Origin of the sequence: Butyrivibrio sp. LC3010 (assembly GCF_000424385.1) — a bacterium.
Classification (GTDB): Bacteria; Bacillota; Clostridia; order Lachnospirales; family Lachnospiraceae; genus Butyrivibrio.
The window spans coordinates 216893-240079 of sequence record NZ_AUJU01000001.1; the positions used below are offsets into that span (position 1 = coordinate 216893).

The following is a 23187-nucleotide window of genomic DNA, read 5'->3' on the forward strand; positions in this document are numbered from 1 at the left end:
TTTACGATTATTTTGCTCATTATTTGACAAAAAAACATATATTTGTTACAATCGTGGAGTGTTTTGTTTTAACAATTTGTAACAATTTTAAAAAGGAAGCAAAAAATCATGAGAAAAGCAGGCACGTTAATGCAGATAGCTTTAGGTTTGGCAATGGCAACAACATTGCTTGGAACAACTAACTGCAAAACCGTACAGGCGAGAACATCAAGTATCTTGACAAGCAACGACGTTGGAGTAGGTAATCTTTTGAATCCGACAGAAGTTACTGATATATCGGATGAAGATGTAGAAAAGGCCCATGACTTCGCCATGCTCATCAATGATGAGGTTATGGATGAAGAAGAGTTCGAAGAAGACGAGATGGAAGCAACAGATTCTTCAAAACTCGTAATGGCTAATGTATCTCAGGTTATGAATATCCGTATTTCACCTGATGATGATTCTGAGAAGGTCGGAGTTCTTTACAAGGACTGTGGTGGTAAGATTATCGAACAGCAGGATGGATGGACTAAGCTCCAGTCAGGCGATGTTATCGGATGGGCTAAGGATGATTACCTTCTCTTTGGAGAGGAAGCTGAAGCACTTGCACAGGAAGTAGGAGTTCAGCTTGTTACAAGTAAATGTGATGCTCTTCGCATTCGAGCTGAGGCCAGTGAGGACGCTGAAGTTCTGGGTGTCATTACAGACGATAGCTTTGTTGATATGGTTGAGGACGCCGGTGATGGCTGGATAGCTGTTGATTACAATGACCAGACAGGTTATGTACAGGCTGATTATGTGGCAACAGACTTCAGAATCGATGAAGGCGAGACCATGGAAGCCATTGAAGAGAGAGAAGCTGAGGAAGCTAAGAAGAAGGCTGAGGAAGAAGCTAAAAAGGCTGCAGCCAAGCTTACACAGAATACAGGAGCTGTATCAGCATCAACGGATGAAGCAAGACTTCTCGCTGCACTTATTTATTGCGAAGCAGGTAATCAGTCATATGAAGGTAAGCTTGCTGTAGGTGCTGTTGTTATGAACCGTGTGAAGAGTGGTGCTTATGCCGGAACAATCCCCGGAGTTATCTATGCATCAGGACAGTTTACACCTGCGCTCAACGGATCTGTTGACAGAGTATATGCGGGCAATATTCCTGACAGCTGTATACAGGCTGCCAATGCCGCACTTGCAGGAGAGACAACCTGCGGAACTGCTACTCACTTCAGACGTGCAGGCGGACATGATGGACAGGTTATCGGAGCCCACGTTTTCTGGTAATAGTATTTTTTAAATATATTTTGTGTTAAAATAAAGCCTGATTGCAGATTTTATCTGTGGTCAGGCTTAAATTATAATTACTGTAAAAGTTTATTGCATAAAGGGGAGGTTGTATCATGGCGGTTGATTTACACGGAAAAGATTTTCTTAAGCTCTTGGATTTTAAACCTGAAGAGATTGAGTATCTGCTTGATCTTGCGGAAGAGTTTAAGCAAAAGAAAAAGAACGGAATTTTACACGATGAGTATCGGGGAAAAAATGTAGCACTTATTTTTGAAAAGACCAGCACCAGAACAAGATGCTCGTTTGAAGTGGCTGCCCACGATCTCGGAATGGGTACAACTTACCTTGACCCCTCGGGTTCACAGATTGGTAAGAAGGAGAGTATTGCAGATACTGCCCGTGTGCTCTCAAGCATGTATGATGGAATCGAATACAGAGGTTTTGAACAGACAATAGTTGAGACCCTTGCAAAGTATTCAAAAGTACCGGTATGGAATGGACTCACGAATGAATTCCATCCTACACAGATGCTTGCTGATCTTCTGACAATCCGTGAACACTTTGGAAAGCTTAAAGGGATTCACATGGTTTATATGGGGGATGCAAGATACAATACAGGTAATTCCCTGATGGTTGCCTGTGCAAAGATGGGTATGCATTTTACAACCTGTGCACCCAAAAAGTACTGGCAGAATGAAGAACTTGTAAATACCTGCAGAGAGATAGCAAAGGAAACAGGCGCAGTAATTGAACTCTGCGAGGATCCGATGGAAGCAACCAAGGGTGCTGACGTAATCTCAACTGATGTATGGGTTTCAATGGGTGAACCTGACGAAGTATGGGAAGAGAGAATAACTGATCTCAAGGCCTATGCCGTAACAGCAGAGATTATGAAAAATGCAGGAGACCAGGCGGTATTCATGCATTGCCTTCCGGCTTTCCATGATCTGGGAACAGGTATAGGTATGAAGATAAAGGAAAAATTTGGACTTAACGAGATGGAGGTTACTGATGAAGTTTTCGAATCTCCTCAGTCCATAGTATTCCAGGAAGCGGAGAACCGCATGCATACAATTAAGGCGGTTATGTACGCAACAATATAAAAGAGGGTTTTTTATAAATGCTAAGTAAGGAAGCAATCAGTGCGGCGCTTACCACTGAATGGATGGCAAGAAATCTGGAATTTCATCCTGTAATAGATTCGACTAATAATGTGGCTAAGGCAGCAGGGGTAGAGGATAAGCCATCGGGATATCTGGTGGTGGCAGACAAACAGGAAGCCGGACGGGGGAGCAGAGGCAGAAGCTGGGACAGCCCGGCTGGTAACAACGTTTTCATGAGCCTTATGGTTCGCCCCGGAATACCAATGGACAAGGTATCAGGACTTACTCTTGTTATGGCTCTTTCCATATCCCAGGGAATAGATGAAGTGATCAGCGGGGTAAAAGACAGCTGTGAAATAATATCTCAATCTGAAAATTGCAGAGATGATGTAGCCTCGGCAAATGGAATAAGTGAAGATGACTCTAAAGAATCTCCATTAGATACTGGGAGTGGATACAGGACAGGAATTAAGTGGCCTAATGACATTGTACTGAATAAAAGAAAAACCTGCGGAATTCTTACCGAGCTGCATATGATGCCTGAACAAAATGATTATTTTGTTGTTATAGGTGTAGGAATAAATGTGAATCAGCCAAGGGAATTATTCCCCGAAGAAATTCAAAGCACCGCCGGTTCGATTTTATCAGAGACCGGAAAAAGAATCGACAGATCTGAGCTGATCGCTTTATGTATGAAGCATTTTGAAAAAAATTATGAGCAGTATATAGATGCTCAGAACCTTGCACCTTTGAGAGAGCAATACGAGGAACGTCTTATCAATATCGGAAAAGAAGTCCGGGTATTGGATCCAAAGGGAGAATATGAAGCAAAGTCCCTGGGAGTGACTGATGAGGGTGCACTCATAATAATCAGGTCCGATGGGAAAAGAGAAGAGATAAATGCCGGAGAAGTCAGTATACGAGGACTTTACGGATATGTGTAAAAATATGAATGATAATACACGGAGGGTTACATGCTTTTAGCTGTAGATGTAGGAAATACTAATATCGTATTTGGTGTCTTAAAGGGCAAAAACATAGTGGGATCATTTCGTATGATGTCGCAGACCGCCCACACTTCTGATGAATATGGTAACAATATTATCGCCATGCTCAGAAATAACGGGATCGACAAGGATGAGATCAATGGAATTATCATTTCAAGTGTAGTTCCGAACGTAATGTATGCACTTGTTAATTCCATGATCAAATATCTTGGTAAAAAGCCATACATTGTTGGACCTGGTATAAAAACAGGAATTAGAATTCTTACTAAAAATCCTAATGAAGTCGGACCGGATCTGGTTGTTGGCGCAGTAGCTGCTCACGAGTTATATGGCGGTCCTGCAATAGTAATTGATTTTGGAACAGCGACCACATATGTGCTTATCAATGAGAACGGGGATTTCGTAGCAGGTGTAGTGAGCCCCGGAATCAGAATATCTGCCAAGGCACTTTGGGAGGACACAGCAAAGCTCCCGGAAATTGAGATAAGGAAGCCTGAAAGTATTCTTGCTCAGGAGACGATCAGTTCAATGCAGGCAGGACTTGTATATGGACAGATTGGACAGACTAAGTACATCATAAATGAGATGAAACGCGAGTCAGGATTTAAAGATGCCAAGGTCATCGCCACCGGCGGTCTGGGAAGACTTATTTCAGATGAGTGCGATGAAATTGATATTTATGATAACAACCTTCTTATTCAGGGACTCAGAATTATTTATGATAAGAATAAGAGGATAAAGCCTAAAAATGATGAGTTTGAGAATACAGAACATTGATCCGGGAATGTAGGATGCGGGTTAAAAAAGAGGAATATCGTTAAATGAGTAATAAAGAAGATAAAGAAACAAGAAAAGTTTTTAGTGAAGAGGTGCGCCCCGGTGATGAAGAGAAGCTTCACTCTGATACCCTTGATGCGGACAGATCACAGGGAAGACGCCTTATCATAAATAAGGAGACCGGGAAAATCACAAATGCTGAGACCGGAGAAGAGGTTTCAGATATTCAGGTTGTGACTGAGGATGGATCTCTTGGCAGCGTATCTGCAGGTGGAAGAATTATTCTCTGCGGAGCAAATGCCTATGAGATGAAGTACTACTTTAATCCTCTTTTCAAAAAGATTCCCGAAAGCATACAGAAGGAACTCCATATCATAAGTGTTCTTTTCACACAGGAAGCCGGTGGAATTTTCACAATCGAATTTGAAGATGACGGCACGATAACCATGGAAACCACCAGAACCGAAGAGGATATCACTTATGATGAAATAAGTGCGGGCCTGCTAATCGGAGAAGTGAGAAGACAGAGACAGGATCTGTTCGAGGCATTGCAGATGTATTACAGAGCAATGATCCTTCATGAGGATATGAGCGATATCTTAAGCGAAGAAGATGAATAAGAAAACAGATTAAATAATTTGCAGTACACTGACAGTTTATCAGATTTTTGAATTCTATCAGGAATTTGGGAATCGTAATGGAGTAGTGCCTCGCAAAGTGAGGGTAATATCCAGGGTAAAATGAGCTTGGAAGGATTTAGATATGTACAGGGCTTCAAATGCCTTTAATGGTAAAGGAATTAGATATAACGAGTATCTGCACCCTCTTACTATAGGAGATGTGGAGATTAAAAATAATATTATACTAGGACCGATGGCAGGAGTATCCGACCTGCCATTTCGTCTGTTATGTAGCGAGATGGGCGCAGGGCTTGTCTGTATGGAAATGGTGAGTGCCAAAGCGATAACCTACCATAACAGAAATACAGATAACATGATGGAGATTCATCCTTCTGAGAGACCGGTATCGCTGCAGCTTTTTGGAAGTGAACCGGAGGTAATGGCAGAGGCTACAAGGATGATAGCAGAAAAGCCTTATGACATACTCGATATTAACATGGGGTGTCCTGTTCCCAAGGTTGTGGGAAACGGAGAGGGCTCTGCTCTTATGAAAAATCCCAAACTGATCGAAAAAATAGTGAAGGCTATGGTCCATGAGACTGACAGACCGGTGACTGTTAAAATCAGGAAAGGTTTTAACGAATCAAGCGTAAATGCTGTTGAGTGTGCCCTTGCAGCTGAGGAGGGAGGCGCGTCAGCAATTGCTGTTCACGGAAGAACAAGAGAGCAGTATTATAGCGGTAATGCGGACTGGTCCATTATAAAAAAGGTAAAGGAAGCAGTCAGGATTCCTGTAATCGGAAATGGTGATGTCACTGACGGAAAAAGTGCAAAAGCCCTCATAGATGAAACCGGATGCGACGGAGTTATGATAGCCAGGGCAGCAGAGGGTAATCCCTGGATTTTCAGAGAAGTCATATCATATCTTGGAAACGGTGAAGTAATAGAAAGACCGACCATGAAGGAAATGTACGAAATGGTCATTCGCCATGCTGATCTGCAGCTGCGTTATAAAGGTGAGTACATCGGAATAAGAGAAATGAGAAAACATGTATCCTGGTATACGACAGGACTACCGGGTTCAGCAAAGTTCAGAGCACTTATAAATACAATGGATGATATGGATTCACTAAAAGCAGCATGTGCGGAAGTATTCGGAGAAGGTACAAAGAATACAATCTGATAGAGTCTTTGTATTACTGAAGATGAGCATGCCAGGCACTGTGAGAATATCAGGCTTATCGTGATTATTGAGCTGAAGATTCATATCAGTTTTTAGATATGTTATAAACGAATAAATATACTTTTGACTTTATATAATTATTCATATATAATGCTATGGATTGTAAATAAGTATAAAACGGACATTGTGTCCGATCTTTTTCATAGAAAGGGTATAGAAATGGAAGAAAAGAAGAACATTTTAACCTATGAAGGACTCAAGGCATATGAAGATGAGCTTCATGACCTCAAGGTTGTTAAGAGAGCAGAGGTTGCTGAGAGAATCAAAGAAGCACGTGAGCAGGGTGACCTTTCAGAGAATGCTGAGTACGATGCAGCCAAGGATGAGCAGAGAGATATCGAAGCTCGTATCGAAGAACTTGAAAAGATCCTCAAGAATGCAGAAGTTGTTGTTGATGAGGACGTTGATCTCGATAAGGTAAGCGTTGGCGCAAAGGTTAAGCTTCTTGACATTGCATCCAATGAAGAGGTACAGTACAGCATCGTTGGTTCATCAGAGGCCAACAGCCTTAAAGGTAAGATCAGTAACGAGTCACCTGTTGGTAAAGCCCTTATCGGTGCAAAGGTCGGCGAAGAAGTCACTGTTGAAACACAGATGGGTGATTTTGTATACAAGGTCCTTGAAATTGTTCGTAAGTAATAAGATTTGCAGAATGCAGCAGCATTCCGGAATCTTTAGAACATAACATGAACACATGCAAATGTGATTTTGAGTCGTTAATGACATAATTGGTGGGGGTAATGAAAATTTGCCCCCATTTCTATTTTAACAGAGCACTTGGCGAGGGTTATCACGAGCTTAGTGCGAGCCATGCAAATCCACTTGACGAAGTGTTTTCGATATTGGTGGAGCTGTTTGAATTACAAGTGAATTAGTATTAGTAATAGATTAAGCTACAATCTCATATATATAAATAGTTCTTGTGAGAGCAGTAGCTGGAAAGAGGAGAAAAAGTGGCAGAGAATCAGCAGAAGAATCAGAATAATCAGAAGACAGAAGATATAAACCAGCTTAAAAAGGTTCGCCGCGAGAAGCTTGCAGACCTGCAGGCAAATGGCAAGGATCCTTTTCAGATCGTAAAGTATGACCAGACACATCATGCACAGGAGATCAGAGACAATTTTGAAACATTGGAGGTTGTTCCCGAGACAGACGCAGAGGGAAAACAGATCACTCCTGAGCTTTCAGATATTCCGGCAGAGAAGGTTGTATCACTTGCAGGTCGTATGATGAGCAAGCGTGTAATGGGTAAAGCATCTTTTGCAAACCTTCAGGATAAGTCAGGAAGAATGCAGCTCTATGTATCAAGAAATGATCTTGGCGACGAGTCATACGCAGCATTCAAGAAGATGGATATCGGCGATATCATCGGTGTTAAGGGATTTGCTTTCAGAACTAAGACAGGCGAGATTTCTGTTCACGTTAAGGAGCTGACACTTTTATCTAAGTCACTTCAGCCTCTTCCGGAGAAGTTCCACGGACTTACAGATACAGAGATCCGTTTCAGACAGAGATATGTAGACCTTATCATGAACGAAGAGGTTAAGGATACATTTATAAAGAGATCACAGATCATCCAGGAGATTCGTAACTTCCTGTCAGCAAGAGACTTCATGGAAGTTGAGACACCTATGCTTGTTGAGAATGCAGGCGGTGCGGCAGCAAGACCTTTCCTTACTCATTATAATGCTCTTGATGAGGAGAGAAAGCTTCGTATTTCACTTGAGCTTTACCTTAAGAGACTTATCGTTGGCGGTCTTGAAAGAGTATACGAGATTGGCAGAGTATTCAGAAATGAAGGTACAGATACCAGACACAACCCTGAGTTCACACTTATGGAGCTGTATCAGGCATACACAGATTATGAAGGAATGATGGAGCTCACAGAGAGCATGTTCAGATACCTTGCTGAGAAGGTATGCGGCACAACACAGGTTCCTTATGGTGATCACATCATCGACCTTGGTAAGCCCTTCGAGCGCCTCACAATGAACGATGCTATCAAGAAGTATGCAGGCATTGACTTCGATGCTGTTAAGACAGATGAGGAAGCTAAGGCTATCGCTAGGGAAAAGGGCGTAGAGTTCGAGGATCGTCACACTAAGGGTGACATCATCAACCTCTTCTTCGAGGAGTTCTGCGAAGAGAAGCTGATCCAGCCTACATTCATCATGGATCATCCTCTTGCAATATCACCTCTTACAAAGAAGAAGCCTACAGATCCTGATAAGGTTGAGCGTTTCGAGCTCTTCATCAACACATGGGAGATGTGCAACGCTTACTCAGAGCTCAACGATCCTATCGATCAGAGAGAGCGCTTCGCAGCTCAGGATGCCAATGCGGCAGCAGGCGACGAAGAAGCCGAGCACACAGATGAAGATTTCCTCAACGCACTTGAAATCGGCATGCCTCCGACGGGTGGTATCGGTTATGGTATCGATAGATTGTGTATGCTGCTTACTAATAGTGCAAACATAAGAGAGGTTCTGCTCTTCCCTACGTTAAAATCAACAAAATGACGTCCCTGTACGGATAAGGACGAGGCTGTCCGTGCTTCTACGGAGACAGACGGTGTTCAGACGGGTGACACGTTTTGACCTGCTTTCTGAAGAACGTTACGGAACGTGTTGGAAGCTGATGTAAAAGTAGAAAAATGATTCATGGAACACGACGGAAGCTGTCGTGGACCTGGATTTGTTGCTAAATAAATACAGGCAAGATTCAGAAAGAAACAGCTTTTTGAATGGCGCGTAACAGGCACTTACTTTAGTGAAAACTAGAGTAGGTGCCTTTTTTGCGTTCTGGGATTGAGACATTAGCAATGAAAGGAGGCCAGGTTTTGGCAAGAAAAAAAGAATTAAGTGAAGAAGAAAGAAAAAAGGAACTGATCAGAAAACTAAAGAAAGGCCCTGATCTTGAAAAGTACCTTGAAGGCAGAAAAAGGACATTTGTTTCATATGCACAGGGTGCAAGGATGTACTCCATGAGCTATTACACTTTTATTAAATTTGCCAAGGAAGCAGGCGCAAATATTCATATCAAGAAAAATGTAGTTGTAGATGTGGGAGCTATAGAGGCTTACATACAGAAAAATGGAGAAGGAGGACCAAATAGTAATGAGAAGAAGAAATCAGATTGATGATCCCGAGGTAAAAGAGAAGCTGGACAAACTGCTTCCATTGGGAAGGAAAAAATGGGTCAGATACGATGAAGGCGCACTGCTGTATTCTATGGGGCTTCATTCGTTTGAGGAGCTCGCTAAGAAAGCCAAGGCAGTTTACCACTACAACAGAATAGTACTTGTTAATACAGAAAAAGTAGATGAATACATGGAACTGATGTGTGCGGATGATCCCACAGATTTATGAGGAGGAAAACAGATTATGTGTAAAGTAATTGCAGTTGCAAATCAAAAAGGCGGGGTGGGAAAAACCACAACAGCATTAAACCTGGGTGTTGGACTGGCAGATAAGGGAAATAGAGTGCTCTTGATTGACGGAGACGCACAGGGATCCCTGACGATCAGCTTGGGATATAAGGAGCCAGATAGGATTGAAGTAACGCTTGCAACACTTCTTTCAGAGATTATGGAAGAAACAGAGCCTTCAATCTCAGAAGCAATTATTCATCATGCAGAGGGTGTGGATCTTATTCCGGCAAATATTGAGCTGTCTGCACTTGAAATCAATCTTGTGAATGCCATGAGTAGGGAAGTGATGCTCAGAAGTCTTGTTGATACCATTAAGTCAGATTACGACTATATAGTCATTGACTGCATGCCGTCACTTGGAATGCTCACAATAAACGCTCTGGCTTGTGCTGATAGTGTCCTAATCCCGGTTCAGGCTGCATATCTTCCTATGAAAGGTCTTGAACAGCTGATGAAAACAATAAGCCGAGTGCAGAGAAGACTCAACAGAAATCTTGTGGTTGAGGGTATTTTGCTCACTATGGTTGATTGCAGAACAAATTATGCCAAGGATATATCTCAGCTTGTAATCGACACTTATTCAGACCAGCTTCATGTTTTTGATACGACAATTCCGCTTTCTGTAAGAGCAGCTGAGATTAGTGTGGAAGGTGCGAGTATTTATCAATATGATCCCAAAGGAAAAGCTACAGCTGCTTACAGGACATTAACTGAGGAGGTGATTAAACATGCCTAAACAGAGAATTGGACAAAAAATAAAACTTGCATCAGTTGAAGAACTGCTAGGAGTTCCTTCTGTTGAGGGATGTATGGATATTGAAGTAGCGAGAATTCATCCATTCAAGGATCATCCATTCAAAGTTATTGATGATGACAAAATGCATGAGCTTGTAGAAAGTATCATGATGAACGGCGTTCTAGTACCGGTTATTGTGAGGCAGATGGAAGATGGCGATTATCAGATGATAGCTGGACACCGAAGATTATTTGCTGTTAATCAGATTGGAATGGATAAGATTCCTGCGATTGTAAAGGAATATACAGATGATGAAGCAATCCTGGCGATGGTTGATTCGAATCTGCAAAGAGAAGAGATCCTGCCAAGTGAGAAGGCGTTTGCCTATAAAATGAAATATGAAGCCACGAAGCGCCAGGGCAAACGTAATGATTTAACTTCTTCCCAATTAGGGAAGAAGTTGTGGGCGGACGAACAGCTTGCCAAAGAAGTTGGTGAAAGCAGAAATCAGGTGCATAGATTTTTGCGTCTTGCAGAGCTTATTCCACCTATTCTGGATCTGGTTGATAGAAAAATCGTGGCAATTGTCACAGCTGTAGAAATCTCGTATCTTGATTCGGCTGTTCAGGTAATGCTCTATAACTATATGAAAGAAAATGGAGAATGCAAGGCTTATCAGATCTACGCACTTAGGGATTACATGAAGGATCATGAGAGTATCACCAAGCTTGAGCTGATCAAGATTCTTAACGAGAACGCTCCAAGAAATGAAACTAACAAGTTCCAAAAGATTACGATACCAACAACGAAGCTAAAGGAGTATTTTCCGACATTTTATACCAAGTCACAGATAGAAAATGTATTGTTCCAACTGCTTGAGGATTGGAAGAAAGAAAATGTGGATAAGGAGGGCTAGATCATGTTTGTACTGAGACTGTTTTTTAAAATTCTGTTATTGCCGGTATTCTTCTTACTATTACTTCTGAAAGCTATGATTGTAGCTTTTGAAGACTTATCATCTGTAATAATTGGAGCAATGGTACTTTTAATTGGATTTGGTATTGCATATTGCATTTATAGTCATAGATATCAGGAAATAATTATTTTTCTCGTTGTGGGAATGATATTGATGGTTGGAATGTTTGCGGTAACTATTATTGAAGGTATGTGCGATTCACTTATCGAAAAGATAAGTGAACTATGAATCTACAAACTGATGTGATAGAGCCATTTTACAACAGATTGATGCTGAGTGGTTCTAATACAATAGTTGTCTTCATGACAAAAGGGTCTGTAACCACATCTTGTGCTGTTATAGGCTCTTTTTATTCGCGAAAAAAACACACCCTGTAATGAAAGGAGGAATGCACTGTAAATGTGTTCGGAAATTAGGCAGTGCAAATTTCATATGAAAAATACAGGGTATAAGGCAAGTGATATTTTCAAAAAGGATTCTTTACAATTGAATAATGGGGAGGAGGTGATTGATATTAACAGTAATCCAGAACGCTATAGCGGCGTGTATAAGGAATTGGCAGAGCTTATTGGCGATGCGGCGACTTTAAAAGTCTGGAAACGATTCTCTGGACTAAATATCACATTTCCACAAAAACTCTACTCTAAGGAATTTCGAAAGGAATATATAAGGGAGAACATGGATGCAGTAAAACCAGCTGACATGGCTAAGCTATTAGGACTTTCAGAGCGGAGAGTTAGACAGATAATTGTAGAAATAAGACATGGCGAATAGGTATTAAAGCGTTTGCAAGGCAGGTTCAATGCGAGTTTTGGGTTAAAAGAGAATATGAAAAGTTTCTAAAGAAACTCCAAGTGGATTCATTATTCCGCATAAATAAAGGATTATTAGGTGTCGAGATTGGAGTGGAGAGCGTTGATATTGTTCCGTTTGAGGATTATAATTTATTAGTGAGTGGTTTTACAGCTCTATATACAAAAATGGCTGGAACATCGCGTGACATCTAAGAATAAGGCAGTTGAGGCATCATGGAGTTCCTATGCTCTAGGGTGCCTTTTGTTTTATGAGGAATATGTATGGAAAACTACATTACACTATCCGAAGCCTCTCAAAAGTGGGGAATCTCGGAACGAAGGATAAGAACTCTATGTGCAGAAGGACGCATTAAAGGCGTTACTCGCTTTGGTAAAGCCTGGGCAATTCCAGAAAATACAGAAAAACCTGCTGATAATAGAGTTAAGACTGGAAAATACATAAAAAAACAGACTTGATAGCTTGGAAAGAAGCTGTCATTTTTGTGGGACAGTATAGGTGATAGTCTAAAATTACTCTAAGAATAATTACATCTCGAGAAAGGTATGGTTAATTAAATGCATACACTTGAAGCAATCAATAAAGACTATGTGGAGTTATTAAATAAGATCAACGTATTGCAGGGCTATTTCAGAAAGGTAGACTCTAGAAGAACAGATAAAGCTGCTATAGGTATAAAAGATGCGTTGTCCCAGATGAAGAATATGGTTAGTGAAATTGATTGTAAATCTTATGATCAAATCATGGATACCATTAAGGTTGTGGAATCCTATCTTCTGTGTGTAGATGCGATTGATAGATATAAAAAAGGCTTATTAGGATCAGTTAAAACTGATACTCCATCAATTAAGGGATTGGCAAAAAACATTGCAGAAAAGCAGCATGATTTTGATAAGCAAAAAGATGAGTTTCATCAGAAATATGACTATCTGATGAACTCAGAAGAATCAATACTTACTGCCATGCCTGCATGTATAGGAAATGTTGTTAGCATGGTTCAAAGAAATGCTGACGAACTTAAAGAAGAAGCCAGGGAAATATTAGGAAAAGAGTTATCGGTAGAACTTAAGAGAACAGATGGAGCAAATAATACTGATAAGTTACCTGAAACTATGCTTGTAGCAAGATATCCTTTGAGCAAAGTATCGATGCAAATTCTTAATGATGTAGGAGTTAAGGAGTCGTATCAGGATTTGATGATCGACTTAAAGAAGCAGGGAAACTGCGTTTTGCATACAGCATATGAAGATATGGAAAAGGAGGATGTTGATAATTTCATCATTTCTTACATTTTCAGATATTTAGATTCTTTTCCTGTTGGAACTGTTAATGTGCATATTTTTGATCAAAATGCGAACTATCTTTATAAGAGATTGTCTAACTGCTTTCAGGCAGAAAATGCTGGTGAAAATACAAAGAAAGCGGTACAAATACATAGCGATATCAGTGATTTAACGGCATTTAGGGATGTAAATTGCGAGGATATATTTAAGAAAACATCACTTGAGTATCCGGATTTGTTTTCTATATATGATCATGATAGGACAGATGCATTTAATCTTATTGTGCTACGTGATGGATTGGTAGATGGTAATGCATATGCTCCTTCTGATATTCTAGATGTCATCTATTCTTTGTCGAGGCCTGGAGATACCGGGCACAAGTGTGGCTTAAGATTTCTTGTAGTAGATAATAGTGTTTCTTTTGATAAAACACTTAATCCAAATGCAAAGCATGTTATTGGTCAGATAGTACAGAATTGTGAGTTGGAAATTGAATATAAGGAAGGCAAGTTCGTTGCTGATGGAAAGCATACAGAGGTTCTTCATGTAAACGGCAATATGGATGAATTTGTACAAGCAAGAGCTCAGGCTACAGTAGAATTACTGAATACTAAAGAACGTAATTTGATATCAATTGATGAAATATCAGATGGAGGTAGCACTGAACTAGGCAGCATAATGTATATTCCAGTTGGGCAGTCAGGAAGCAGTGTTGTTGAACTGCCATTTAGTTGTAAGGATGAGAATGGTACTGTCGCTGGACAATGCATTGGATATATGGCTATTGGACAAAGTGGTTCTGGTAAATCTTCATTTTTCCACAGCTTGGTGCTGAGTGGTTGTATTAGGTACTCACCAAAAGATTTGCAGTTTTGGCTACTTGATTTCAAGAATGGAGGTGCGTCATCAAAATACAGTAAATCGGGGCTCCCTCATATAAAAATGATTGCTGAAAATAACAAGATCGATGATGCATTGTGTTTGTTCCAGATGGTATTAGAGGAGATGGAGCGAAGAAACAAAGCATTTAACAGGAATTTTTCAGATAACATCATTGATTACAATAAAATCGCAGTCGAGAAGGGGCTGGAGTATTTCCCGAGGATAATTATTGCAATTGATGAAGTACAGGAAATTTTTAGGGATGACAATGCGTCTGTTTTGCAGAAACTTATCTCATCTATAGCTACCAGGATGAGATCAGCAGGCATGCATTTTGTTATGGTTGCGCAGAACCTTAGCGATGGAAAGTCATACATGTTAAAGGATGCGTTTTTACCAAGTGCAACTGGAAGAATATGTTTCCGTGTGGCGCCTGATATTCCACGAGATTCAGGCTTTGAAGAGGAGTTTGTTCAAAGGAAACAGGAGATTACAGAACTAAAGACAGGCGAAGCATATGTATCATACGGAAAAGATACTATTAAGAAAGTAAAAATGGCATATACTTCTCCGGAAGAGATGAAGGATAAGTATTTTGATGATATTAAGAATAAGTATCCTCAGTTTGCGGGAATGAGACCGTTAGTAATCGGATCAAAGAAGCGATTGTCGGTTTGCACTCCGATTCAAGGAACAGAAAAGTCATTTGCAGCGGAAATGAAAGAGCTAAAAGCAAAAAGAGGCACTTATTCTGCAATTGTTGCGGAAGACACATATAGAATGTCTCCGTTAAAAATCGAGTTCTCGCAACATGAGAATTCTTCAGTTCTATTACTTGGGGGTGACAAGCAGATTGCTTCTTCTTTGTGTAGTTCATTTGTTCTGTCATTAGCAAAACAAAATGTGGCTGTGCATCTGTTTAATGGAGATAGAACTAAGGTACAGGATGAATATGATGCGGTGGCGCACTCATTTATGTATATATGTCAGAACGCTGCATCATTTGGTGGGTGCGTTACAAACCATAGATTGACAGACTTTTCCGAGGTTATCAGAAGTATATACAGTGAGTACCTAAGACGACAAGCTCTGTATCAGAAAGCAGAGGATGAGGATCCGGAATTTGATCCATTATTCCTTGTAATAAATGATTTGTTTGCTATTGAAGCGTTTAGCAATAATGAAATGATTGAAGGTGATCTTCTAGAGGCAGATAGTCATACTGAGCCAGAAGCGTTTGACATAATGAATGTGGACGTGGATGCTGCATTTGAAGATATGGAATCCTTTAAGCCAACAAGCAGTGGGAAAATCAGGGAAAATGTTCAGACAATCATAGGTACTTTACTTAAAAATGGTTGGCGACATAATATGCATTTGATTTTGGGGTTGAAGGGAGATCCATATACGTGGCGAAATACACGAGTTGTATCTGACACAAATAATATCATTATGTTTAATAGAACAGAGTATGTAGATCAAATGGAAAATACATACTTCCTTAAAGAAATGCTTAAAAATATTTCTAATGACGGCAAAGAAGAGACCATGGCAATATGGTCAAATAGAAAAGCGGTAAGTAAAGTCAGACCAATCATTTATAACATGTCTGATCCAGATGAAGCTACTATGCTCGATTCGATAATCAAAGGGGAATGATGCATGAAAAAATTGTATGAAAGAATTGATGATATAGACATAAAAGGTGAACCATCTCAGTTAACTGAAATGGTGACTGCCATTGATATTGCGTTACAGAACGTGGCAGAACAAACAGATCAGCTAACTATAAACCTGGTTAGATACAGTGCTTCAAACAAAGGAACTCAGTACGAAAAGGTCGCTGACCATACAATAGAACTGAGAGATGCATTGTATGAAGCTTCTTTGGAACTAAACGATATACAAAACCAGGTAGTAGATTATCAAAATAAAGTGTCTAGATATGATGAAAGAAATGAGTATGCAGCTAAGCATCACCCATATCTTGTAAATATTAACCAAAATATTAATGTTGAAACAAAAGTTGTTCAGTTTGAAAAAGCAGAAATGCGCCATGTTGTGGCATTGTTGAATAATTACTATCAGACAGTTGTGTTTCAAATGAGGACCATTATCCAAAAGAAGAATGATATTGGGATGATATGGCGTGATTCACAGTACAGAGATTTCGCAAATTTTATTGACGTGGTTACAAATAGGGTTAAGGATGCGTTGAAAGAGTATCAGGAATATGCAAGGTATTTGGATGGAAAAATTAAGGAGCTGAGCTGATCATGGATATTAGATTTGACGCAAATGCAGCAAATGAATTAATTAGCCAAATGAATATGTATTGTGCTGGAATTTTGCAGGAAACTCGTGGCCTCTCGGAAATCATGAACAATACTGACGGGTGGAATGATAATCAGTCTAAAGCATTCAAGAATAATGTGAAGGAATTGAATAATGATTTGAAGACGGCCTTATCACTTGAAAAGGACTACATGAAGACTTTCCAGCAACGCGTAAAAGAACTGAGGGGATGATGAAATGGCAGGATATGATATGGATGTCAATTATGACACCTTATGCTCGGTGGAAGAAAAACTAGAAAAAATACAATTCGATTTGGATAACTCAACACAGAAGATGGCGGATGCAATTCAAAGAAGCCAGGATTTTTTGGCAGGAAATCAGTACGAAAAAGCCAAATCAATAACGACAAGAAGTATTGAACTGACGAAAAGAACTCATGATAATATCGGCAATGCAAGAAAATATATTGGCGACCTAAGAATGATAATGGAAGAGTATGGTAGGTGTGGTTACCCAGGAGAGGCATGATGAAGGAGATAAATTTAACTCCATTAAAAGATATTGATGTTCAGTATGAGAAGATCACTGAAACGCTTGATACAAAATATAAGTGCGATTGGGATGACTCTGTACATGAGTCATACGGCAGGTTTGTAACTCAGCTTCGAGAAATGGCCAAAGATGTCAAAACAATCAGATGTAGGGTAGAGACGTTACAGAAAGAAGCAGAAGAATTGAGAATTGAAGAGCTAGTGGGTAAAGCTGATGCATTATGTAGGGAGGCAGACGCAGTATGATCACGAAAGCAAAAGTAAGTCTGGCATCAGTTAAAGCTTTTAGCCAAGCGGCAATCGATAGCAGGGACTTTTCATTCAAATTTGATAGGGGAATATTATGCATTGAGCAGCTGATGAAAAGCTTTTCTGAATTAGAGCAAGGCGTTATGGAAAAAATAAAAACTATGCAGGGCTCAAAGGATAAGCTGGCTATAACAATGCGTAGCATAGAAGAGATTATTGCCAGGCTCACAGCTCAAATAAATGAGTTGCAGGATAAAGCATCAGGAATGGAAAACGAATTGGCCTCAATGAGTCCTTCATATACGACAACAGATGAGAATGGGGAAGAGCATGAAGTTCCAAATCCAGCATATGTTGCTCTAGAGGCAGAAATATCAGCAGTTTACAGCGAAATCGCAACGGTGCAGGAAGAATTGTTTCCACATGAGCGACGACTGGATAGAGCGCATTTTGTAAATAGCAAACTGTCATCTCATATTGACGCGGCAAATAGCACAGCATATGCACTTTCTGAAAAGCAGAATCAATGTAAGCAGCTTATGACAGAATTGGACGATATTAAGAATTCTAATTCTAGGAAGAGCACTGTTGCTGTTGATAATCTGAAAAAAATAGAACAGCAAGTAGCAGCCTATATGAGGACTAAGATGTCATATGATATGGGTAAAGGTAGTAGTGGTTTAGCCGGGAATGGTGCTGTAAATATAAATATTAATATCAATAAAACCACAGTTATTAATGAGGACCGAATTCAACGTCCTGAGCTAAACGATGAATATATTAAAGAGCATCAGATAAAACTTGATTCCGAAAATCATATTAATGAATTTGAAGGAAAGAAGTTTGGAGGAAAGTATAACTCATACAAAGAAAGAATAGATGGTACATCGAAAGAAAGCCCGATTCTTGGAAGATATGATGGAGAGAGAGGAGAATCAAAGTATATTCCATCCAATAGAAACGCTGAAGGAATAGTGGTGATTGGCATTCTGAAAAAATATGGCGTTGATGGAATAGAGTATCGGAACGGAGAGCCGGATTTTGAAGTATGCGCTGAAAGTGTAGTAAAAATAGAACATATGACAGAATTTAGATATGACTATGAGGCGCCTAAAGGAGTACTCGGTAACTTTACCCAGGCTGATATAGAGTGTGCCAAGGCGTGGAATTTCGAAGAGAAGGATGGCCGTTCAAACTGGGAACCTCGAGATGTACTTAATTATAGAAAAGCAAATGGTCTGACATGGCATGAAAAATGCGATACAGAGACAATGGTTATGGTCAGATCTGAGATAAATGCTTATTTCAAGCATGTTGGTGGTTGTTCTGAGTGCAGATTAAGGGATTCGTCTGCTGATGAAGGAGGATTCGATGAATAACAAAGTTAATCTCAACATATGGGGAAGAGATTTTGAATTGAATATTGTATTTCAGAATTTTCCTGGTGAAGAAGTTACAGCGCAACAAAATAGTGTTGTAGATTCGTTGACTTCCATTGATTTTAGTGCATCGCTGGATTCGGTCAAGGATTATATTGTGAAATATAACTCGGAAGATTTAGGCGGAACAGAGATTACTAATATCTTCAAGTATGTTATCCCCAAGAGTGTACTGATACCTAGAGAAAACGATAAAAGGGTTGCTGCTCTTATGTGTAATTATAAGTTTGATATGGAACATGGTATGGCTGTTGTATATGAAAATGAACAATACAAAGCTGTTGGTCCACAAGATATAATTCTTTGAAATTATAAATGATGTAAGGAGACGGAGTTTTTATGGATATCAAGTACGATGAGTATCTTGAGAAAGGTACAGAAAAGCTTTTAGAAATCTTTTCTTCGTCTGATATTTCTGAAGGAGAAAAAGAGGCAGTTGTATCGGCCTTTTCCGATGAACTGGTTAGTAATATCGGAGACACATGTAAACTTCAGGACTATGAGCACTTAATATATAGTGTTTCATTGAAATATATAGATGATTGCCTGTCAAAATTGTTATCTAATACCGAGGCTTCATATAGCGATTATGAAAAAGCTATTAAGTATTGCGTTAGGGAAAAAGAAATTCTGCAGATTTTTCAGGTAAAAAAGTGGAGTGTTCCTGTTATAAGCAATAATGACTTGGATAAGTGTGAGTCAACCATAAGAACAAGGCAGGAGTCGACTTCAATAAGCAGTAAGATTTCGGAAGAAGATCATAAGATTGATGAGCTTGTAAACACAGCACAGACAGAATTGAGTGTTAGTGCATGTGATAAGGCTTTGGAATTACTTGAAGAATTAGCAAATGATTTGGCTATATGTAAACAAAAAAAGCTGACGGTTCCCTCTGTAAATAATAAAGACACTAAGAAAATAGCAAAAAAAGTGTCAGATATCAGGAAAATTGCAGAAAAAAAGGAAAGCTTACACCAGGAAATGTATGGTATTGATTCACAGATCGATAGCATAGTTTCTATGCCAGAGACATCACCAAAGCATTGGGAAGAGGTTATTGCGCTTTGTCAGAGGCAGATGCCATTAATATCAGAATGCAATAAGAAACATTGGCCACAGCCGTCTTTGTCACATTCAGATACAAACGGTCTGATTACAAAATATCAACATTATATACACATGAATGATCTTGATAAGGCAATTGTATCAAGTCGCTCCCTTTTAGAGAGTGGAAAACAATATAAGGTCTTCTTTAGTAACTGCTCACAGCTTTCCAATTGTATAGATACTTGCAAGAAAAATAAGTGGATGCTTCCAGAACTGGCTACTACGAATCCGCAGAAAATTGAAGCGGAAGTAAGAGAAGAAAAGAAGCAGAAAGACCATGTGAAGAAAATAAAGCAGACTATTACATTAGCTGTTGCCGGAGTATTTGCGGTTATCATGCTGGTTGTGTTCTGTGTCCTTAAGTATAGAGAGGGGAAGGTTCAGATTCCATTTGATCCTGATTATGTTGAAGGTGCAAGTTTATCGACTATAGTTAATGAGCTTGATGAGGCAGGATTTGAAAATGTGCAGAAAGTAGCTGATTATTCTGGCTGGTTACAAAGTGATCAGGTAATATCGGTTTCTATTGATAATCAGGATACCTATAAGAAAGATGCATATAAAAAGCCTGACGTGAGCGTGGTTATTACCTATAGCAGTTCAGATAGAGTGTATGCTACGGACCTTTTGAAAGACTGGAAGAGTTCAAAATATACAGATATTGTTGAGAATTTGAAAGACGCAGGATTTACAAATATAGTAACAAATGAAGTAGATACTGCTGAAAAAGATTATGATCAGTTGGTAGAGGCTGTTGAATTGAATGGCCTGCCTTACAAAAATGAGCATTGCTACTTGCCGAAAAATGCACCAATTTCAATATCTTATTATGCATTAAAAATCGGTATTGGAAATGATAGTGCCCAGTTTATTGGTCAGGATTATAAATCTGTTGTTGATAGTCTTAAGGAGAGCGGATTTACTAATGTTCAGACAGAAGTTATTAACACGGGTTGGGCAAAAGGAAATACAGTAATAGGTGTAAATGTTAATAATTCTGATTCCTATAGCAGTAGCGATTCCTTTGCTCCTGATGTAAGAATTATCGTTAAATACAGTAGTAATGATAGGATAGACATCACTGATCTAGTAAAAGGCTGGGATACTAAGCAATATGAGTCGCTTAAGACTGGAATAACATTGAAAGCATTCACTAACGTAACATACAAAGAGAAGTTAACCGACAATAAGTCGTTAAATAAACTTGTTGCAAGCATTTCCGTTAATAACCAGCAATTTGATCAGGGCGATTGCTTTGTACAGAAGAATGCACCGATTGTTGTCGAATACTATGTATTAAGGATTACTATTGGTCAGAGCGCATCAGACTTTAAAGAAAATAAGGAAGGTAAGTATAAGGCAGTAGTTGATTCGCTGAAAGAAATGGGTTTTACAAACATAACAGTATATAGAAATGATGATCTGTTTAATGGGTGGATTACGAAAGAAGGCTCCATAGAATCTATTTCAATAAATGGAAATGAGACTTTTGAGGCAACAAATCAATACTATTATAATGCGCCAATAGTTATAGTTGTGAACACCTTTAAAGGCAAAGGATGCGAAGATATTACAAAGACAAAGTGACCCAACATTTCTTGAATTAGTAAGACAAGTGCTGAAGAAATTCGGCACTTGTTTTAACTATATGAGTATAGAAAGTGAGCTGTGGAATTGTTACGTATCATAGCTGTCTATGCCAGAATATTAAATTTTTGTGATAGACAGATTCTGTCATTGTGGAATGATATTATTGATATAGTGAATGACAGATTATGGAGGTATACATCATGCAGATTAAACTGAATAATTCAAATATAGTTTTATTGCTTCCAAGGGGATATGGACAGGTTGATAATGGTGAAGCCTTATATGGAGTTATGTATCATGTAAGAAAAGCCAATGATATACAGATGTTTCAGAATATAGCGGCAAGATCATATGGGAATACTGTGATTTCACATATTTCACGTGAAGAGGCAATGCCGTTTGATAAAGAGGCATTGATCAGTCAGATACATGCAAATCTTAGTGACAATCAGGGACTCATTGAGGTTGAAACAGGGAAGAACCCTAGAGGCTTTGAGTATGTATATAGCATTATAAAGACCTACCATCAGGATTGGTTGAATGTAAATTATTGTTTAAGGATGAATATTAAAAATGGGAATGAGATCATTGATGTAACAGGTAGCTTCTTTGAAATTATCATGACGGGCGAGCGTAGTGCAATGGGATGGAATTTTGCCATGAATGCAGGGTTCGAACGTGATCAGAATAATAAAGGCGAATTAACTCAGATCAAAGGATGGGCTGAGGATCCATATGATCCAAACTTTACAAGAGGGTGCCTTATGATTATGCCTGAGCGCCCAGGGTTAGATGGCTTATTTCCGTATGATCCTCTTTCTCAGGCCAGAGAACTTGTTTTGGCATTAACTGAAGACTCATATTATAAAACAAGAGATGAGATAGAAGCTGAAAGTAAAAAAGATACAAGCAAGAAGGATAAGAAAGCAGCAAAGCAATCGCCTGATGGTTCAGAGGAAAGAGAAGAGGATAAAGAGGATCCCAAGGAAGTATATAAGATGCTCTTTAGCAAAGACGTTTCTCGAAATGGAGCATATAAGGTAGAAATAGCAGATGGTCCAGAGAATAAGGGTAAGTTTGGAATTAAACTTCCGGATATAAAAGCTATCGATTTATCTAAGACAGCTACTATGGCAAAAGATGGAATAAAGTCAGCTGTAAGCAAAACAGCATCAGAACTCGATAAAGTAAAGACTCCGTTTGAGATACCAGATGATTTCAGATGCAAGTTGAATAAACCAATGCCTAAGGAACTTCCAGGCTGGGGAAAACGGCAGTATATAGGTTTTGGGAAACACTCTTTTGCAACTAGTGCACTTATTATGAGTTGGCCTGTAACGGAGACGGAATCATTACCATTGGGTGATGAACAGGGAATTATAAATCAGTTTCATCAAGAGGGAAATGAAAACCTGGGGCTTATTGCAGCTAAGTGCGGACTTACCCCTAAGGGAAACCGATATGCATATACAATAAGAAAAATGATGTTCTTTGATGAGGAAGGTAATCCACAAGGACCGATGGATTATGAGCTTAACTTGAATATTAGGGTTAATGGAAAAATCCATTTTATGAATGGCTCATTCCAGCCGGAAGAGGATCTTGAAGGAATAAGGGGAAGTGCACTAGGTATTATGGAACGTGGTAGCAGTGAATTATTACTTAATGCCGAACACTGGGCACGGGATCCATACGATGCTTCATATAAGAAGGGGCTACTTATGACATGGGAAGAAGACGAAAAGTTTGATGGACTTTTCCCATATCACCCTTTGTCCGAAATGAGAAGATTTGTTAAATATGTGATTGAGAATAACTAA

The 23187-nt window shown here is 39.4% G+C and carries 24 protein-coding genes; all 24 read left to right on the forward strand.

Translation table 11 applies throughout. The annotated features are described in order from the left end of the window. Positions 1-108: 108 nt before the first annotated feature. The 24 genes from G622_RS21170 to G622_RS0100970 all read left to right on the forward strand — a co-directional run bounded on the left by G622_RS21170 (position 109) and on the right by G622_RS0100970 (position 23187). Positions 109-1260 carry a cell wall hydrolase gene (locus G622_RS21170; RefSeq protein ID WP_049945625.1) on the forward strand — a complete coding sequence of 384 codons (1152 nt, stop codon included), beginning with the start codon at positions 109-111 and terminating at the stop codon, positions 1258-1260. 116 nt (positions 1261-1376) lie between these two features. Further along, positions 1377-2366: an ornithine carbamoyltransferase gene (argF, locus tag G622_RS0100860; RefSeq protein WP_044915619.1), complete on the forward strand. Its 990-nt coding sequence runs from the start codon at positions 1377-1379 to the stop codon at positions 2364-2366. A gap of 17 nt (positions 2367-2383) precedes the next feature. Continuing rightward, complete coding sequence (locus G622_RS21175; RefSeq protein ID WP_044956894.1) at positions 2384-3310, forward strand: biotin--[acetyl-CoA-carboxylase] ligase; 927 nt, start codon at positions 2384-2386, stop codon at positions 3308-3310. 30 nt (positions 3311-3340) lie between these two features. Beyond that, positions 3341-4150 (forward strand): type III pantothenate kinase, encoded by an 810-nt coding sequence (locus G622_RS0100870; RefSeq protein ID WP_026509120.1) that lies wholly within the window; start codon positions 3341-3343, stop codon positions 4148-4150. A 44-nt stretch (positions 4151-4194) separates the two neighbouring features. Then, positions 4195-4770, forward strand: a complete 576-nt coding sequence (locus G622_RS26365; protein ID WP_242832928.1) for a DUF6145 family protein — start codon at positions 4195-4197, stop codon at positions 4768-4770. 142 nt (positions 4771-4912) lie between these two features. After that, entirely contained in the window at positions 4913-5953 is a 1041-nt protein-coding gene (dusB, locus tag G622_RS0100880; RefSeq protein WP_026509122.1) for a tRNA dihydrouridine synthase DusB, read from the forward strand. Positions 5954-6172: 219 nt separating this feature from the next. Beyond that, positions 6173-6652 carry a transcription elongation factor GreA gene (greA, locus tag G622_RS0100885; RefSeq protein ID WP_026509123.1) on the forward strand — a complete coding sequence of 160 codons (480 nt, stop codon included), beginning with the start codon at positions 6173-6175 and terminating at the stop codon, positions 6650-6652. Between the two features lie 314 nt (positions 6653-6966). Beyond that, positions 6967-8532, forward strand: a complete 1566-nt coding sequence (gene lysS / locus G622_RS0100890; RefSeq protein WP_026509124.1) for a lysine--tRNA ligase — start codon at positions 6967-6969, stop codon at positions 8530-8532. 320 nt (positions 8533-8852) lie between these two features. After that, complete coding sequence (locus tag G622_RS0100895) at positions 8853-9152, forward strand: DUF6462 family protein (RefSeq protein WP_155831387.1); 300 nt, start codon at positions 8853-8855, stop codon at positions 9150-9152. Then, positions 9130-9381 (forward strand): DUF6462 family protein, encoded by a 252-nt coding sequence (locus tag G622_RS0100900; RefSeq protein WP_044956895.1) that lies wholly within the window; start codon positions 9130-9132, stop codon positions 9379-9381. The genes G622_RS0100895 and G622_RS0100900 overlap by 23 nt, the downstream gene beginning before the upstream one ends. Positions 9382-9396: 15 nt before the next feature. Further along, complete coding sequence (locus tag G622_RS0100905) at positions 9397-10179, forward strand: ParA family protein (protein WP_026509127.1); 783 nt, start codon at positions 9397-9399, stop codon at positions 10177-10179. Then, positions 10172-11095, forward strand: coding sequence for a ParB/RepB/Spo0J family partition protein (locus G622_RS0100910; protein ID WP_026509128.1), 924 nt, complete (start codon positions 10172-10174; stop codon positions 11093-11095). The genes G622_RS0100905 and G622_RS0100910 overlap by 8 nt, the downstream gene beginning before the upstream one ends. Before the next feature lie 3 nt (positions 11096-11098). After that, positions 11099-11383, forward strand: coding sequence for a hypothetical protein (locus tag G622_RS0100915; protein ID WP_026509129.1), 285 nt, complete (start codon positions 11099-11101; stop codon positions 11381-11383). A 171-nt stretch (positions 11384-11554) separates the two neighbouring features. Then, positions 11555-11929 (forward strand): Mor transcription activator family protein, encoded by a 375-nt coding sequence (locus G622_RS0100920; protein WP_026509130.1) that lies wholly within the window; start codon positions 11555-11557, stop codon positions 11927-11929. A 302-nt stretch (positions 11930-12231) separates the two neighbouring features. Then, positions 12232-12426 carry a helix-turn-helix domain-containing protein gene (locus G622_RS0100925; protein ID WP_026509131.1) on the forward strand — a complete coding sequence of 65 codons (195 nt, stop codon included), beginning with the start codon at positions 12232-12234 and terminating at the stop codon, positions 12424-12426. Positions 12427-12525: 99 nt separating this feature from the next. Beyond that, complete coding sequence (locus tag G622_RS0100930; RefSeq protein WP_026509132.1) at positions 12526-15792, forward strand: FtsK/SpoIIIE domain-containing protein; 3267 nt, start codon at positions 12526-12528, stop codon at positions 15790-15792. Positions 15793-15795: 3 nt separating this feature from the next. After that, positions 15796-16407, forward strand: a complete 612-nt coding sequence (locus tag G622_RS0100935; protein ID WP_026509133.1) for a hypothetical protein — start codon at positions 15796-15798, stop codon at positions 16405-16407. Between the two features lie 2 nt (positions 16408-16409). After that, on the forward strand, positions 16410-16661 hold the full coding sequence (locus G622_RS0100940) for a hypothetical protein (protein ID WP_026509134.1): 252 nt from the start codon (positions 16410-16412) through the stop codon (positions 16659-16661). A 4-nt stretch (positions 16662-16665) separates the two neighbouring features. After that, entirely contained in the window at positions 16666-16959 is a 294-nt protein-coding gene (locus G622_RS0100945; RefSeq protein ID WP_026509135.1) for a hypothetical protein, read from the forward strand. After that, on the forward strand, positions 16956-17228 hold the full coding sequence (locus G622_RS0100950) for a hypothetical protein (RefSeq protein WP_155831388.1): 273 nt from the start codon (positions 16956-16958) through the stop codon (positions 17226-17228). Before G622_RS0100945 ends, G622_RS0100950 begins: the two co-directional genes overlap by 4 nt. Next, positions 17225-18610 (forward strand): HNH endonuclease, encoded by a 1386-nt coding sequence (locus G622_RS0100955; protein WP_026509137.1) that lies wholly within the window; start codon positions 17225-17227, stop codon positions 18608-18610. Before G622_RS0100950 ends, G622_RS0100955 begins: the two co-directional genes overlap by 4 nt. Beyond that, positions 18603-18977 (forward strand): DUF6985 domain-containing protein, encoded by a 375-nt coding sequence (locus tag G622_RS0100960; protein WP_026509138.1) that lies wholly within the window; start codon positions 18603-18605, stop codon positions 18975-18977. The genes G622_RS0100955 and G622_RS0100960 overlap by 8 nt, the downstream gene beginning before the upstream one ends. A gap of 32 nt (positions 18978-19009) precedes the next feature. Next, positions 19010-21364 carry a hypothetical protein gene (locus tag G622_RS0100965; RefSeq protein WP_026509139.1) on the forward strand — a complete coding sequence of 785 codons (2355 nt, stop codon included), beginning with the start codon at positions 19010-19012 and terminating at the stop codon, positions 21362-21364. 203 nt (positions 21365-21567) lie between these two features. Beyond that, positions 21568-23187 carry a hypothetical protein gene (locus G622_RS0100970; protein ID WP_026509140.1) on the forward strand — a complete coding sequence of 540 codons (1620 nt, stop codon included), beginning with the start codon at positions 21568-21570 and terminating at the stop codon, positions 23185-23187.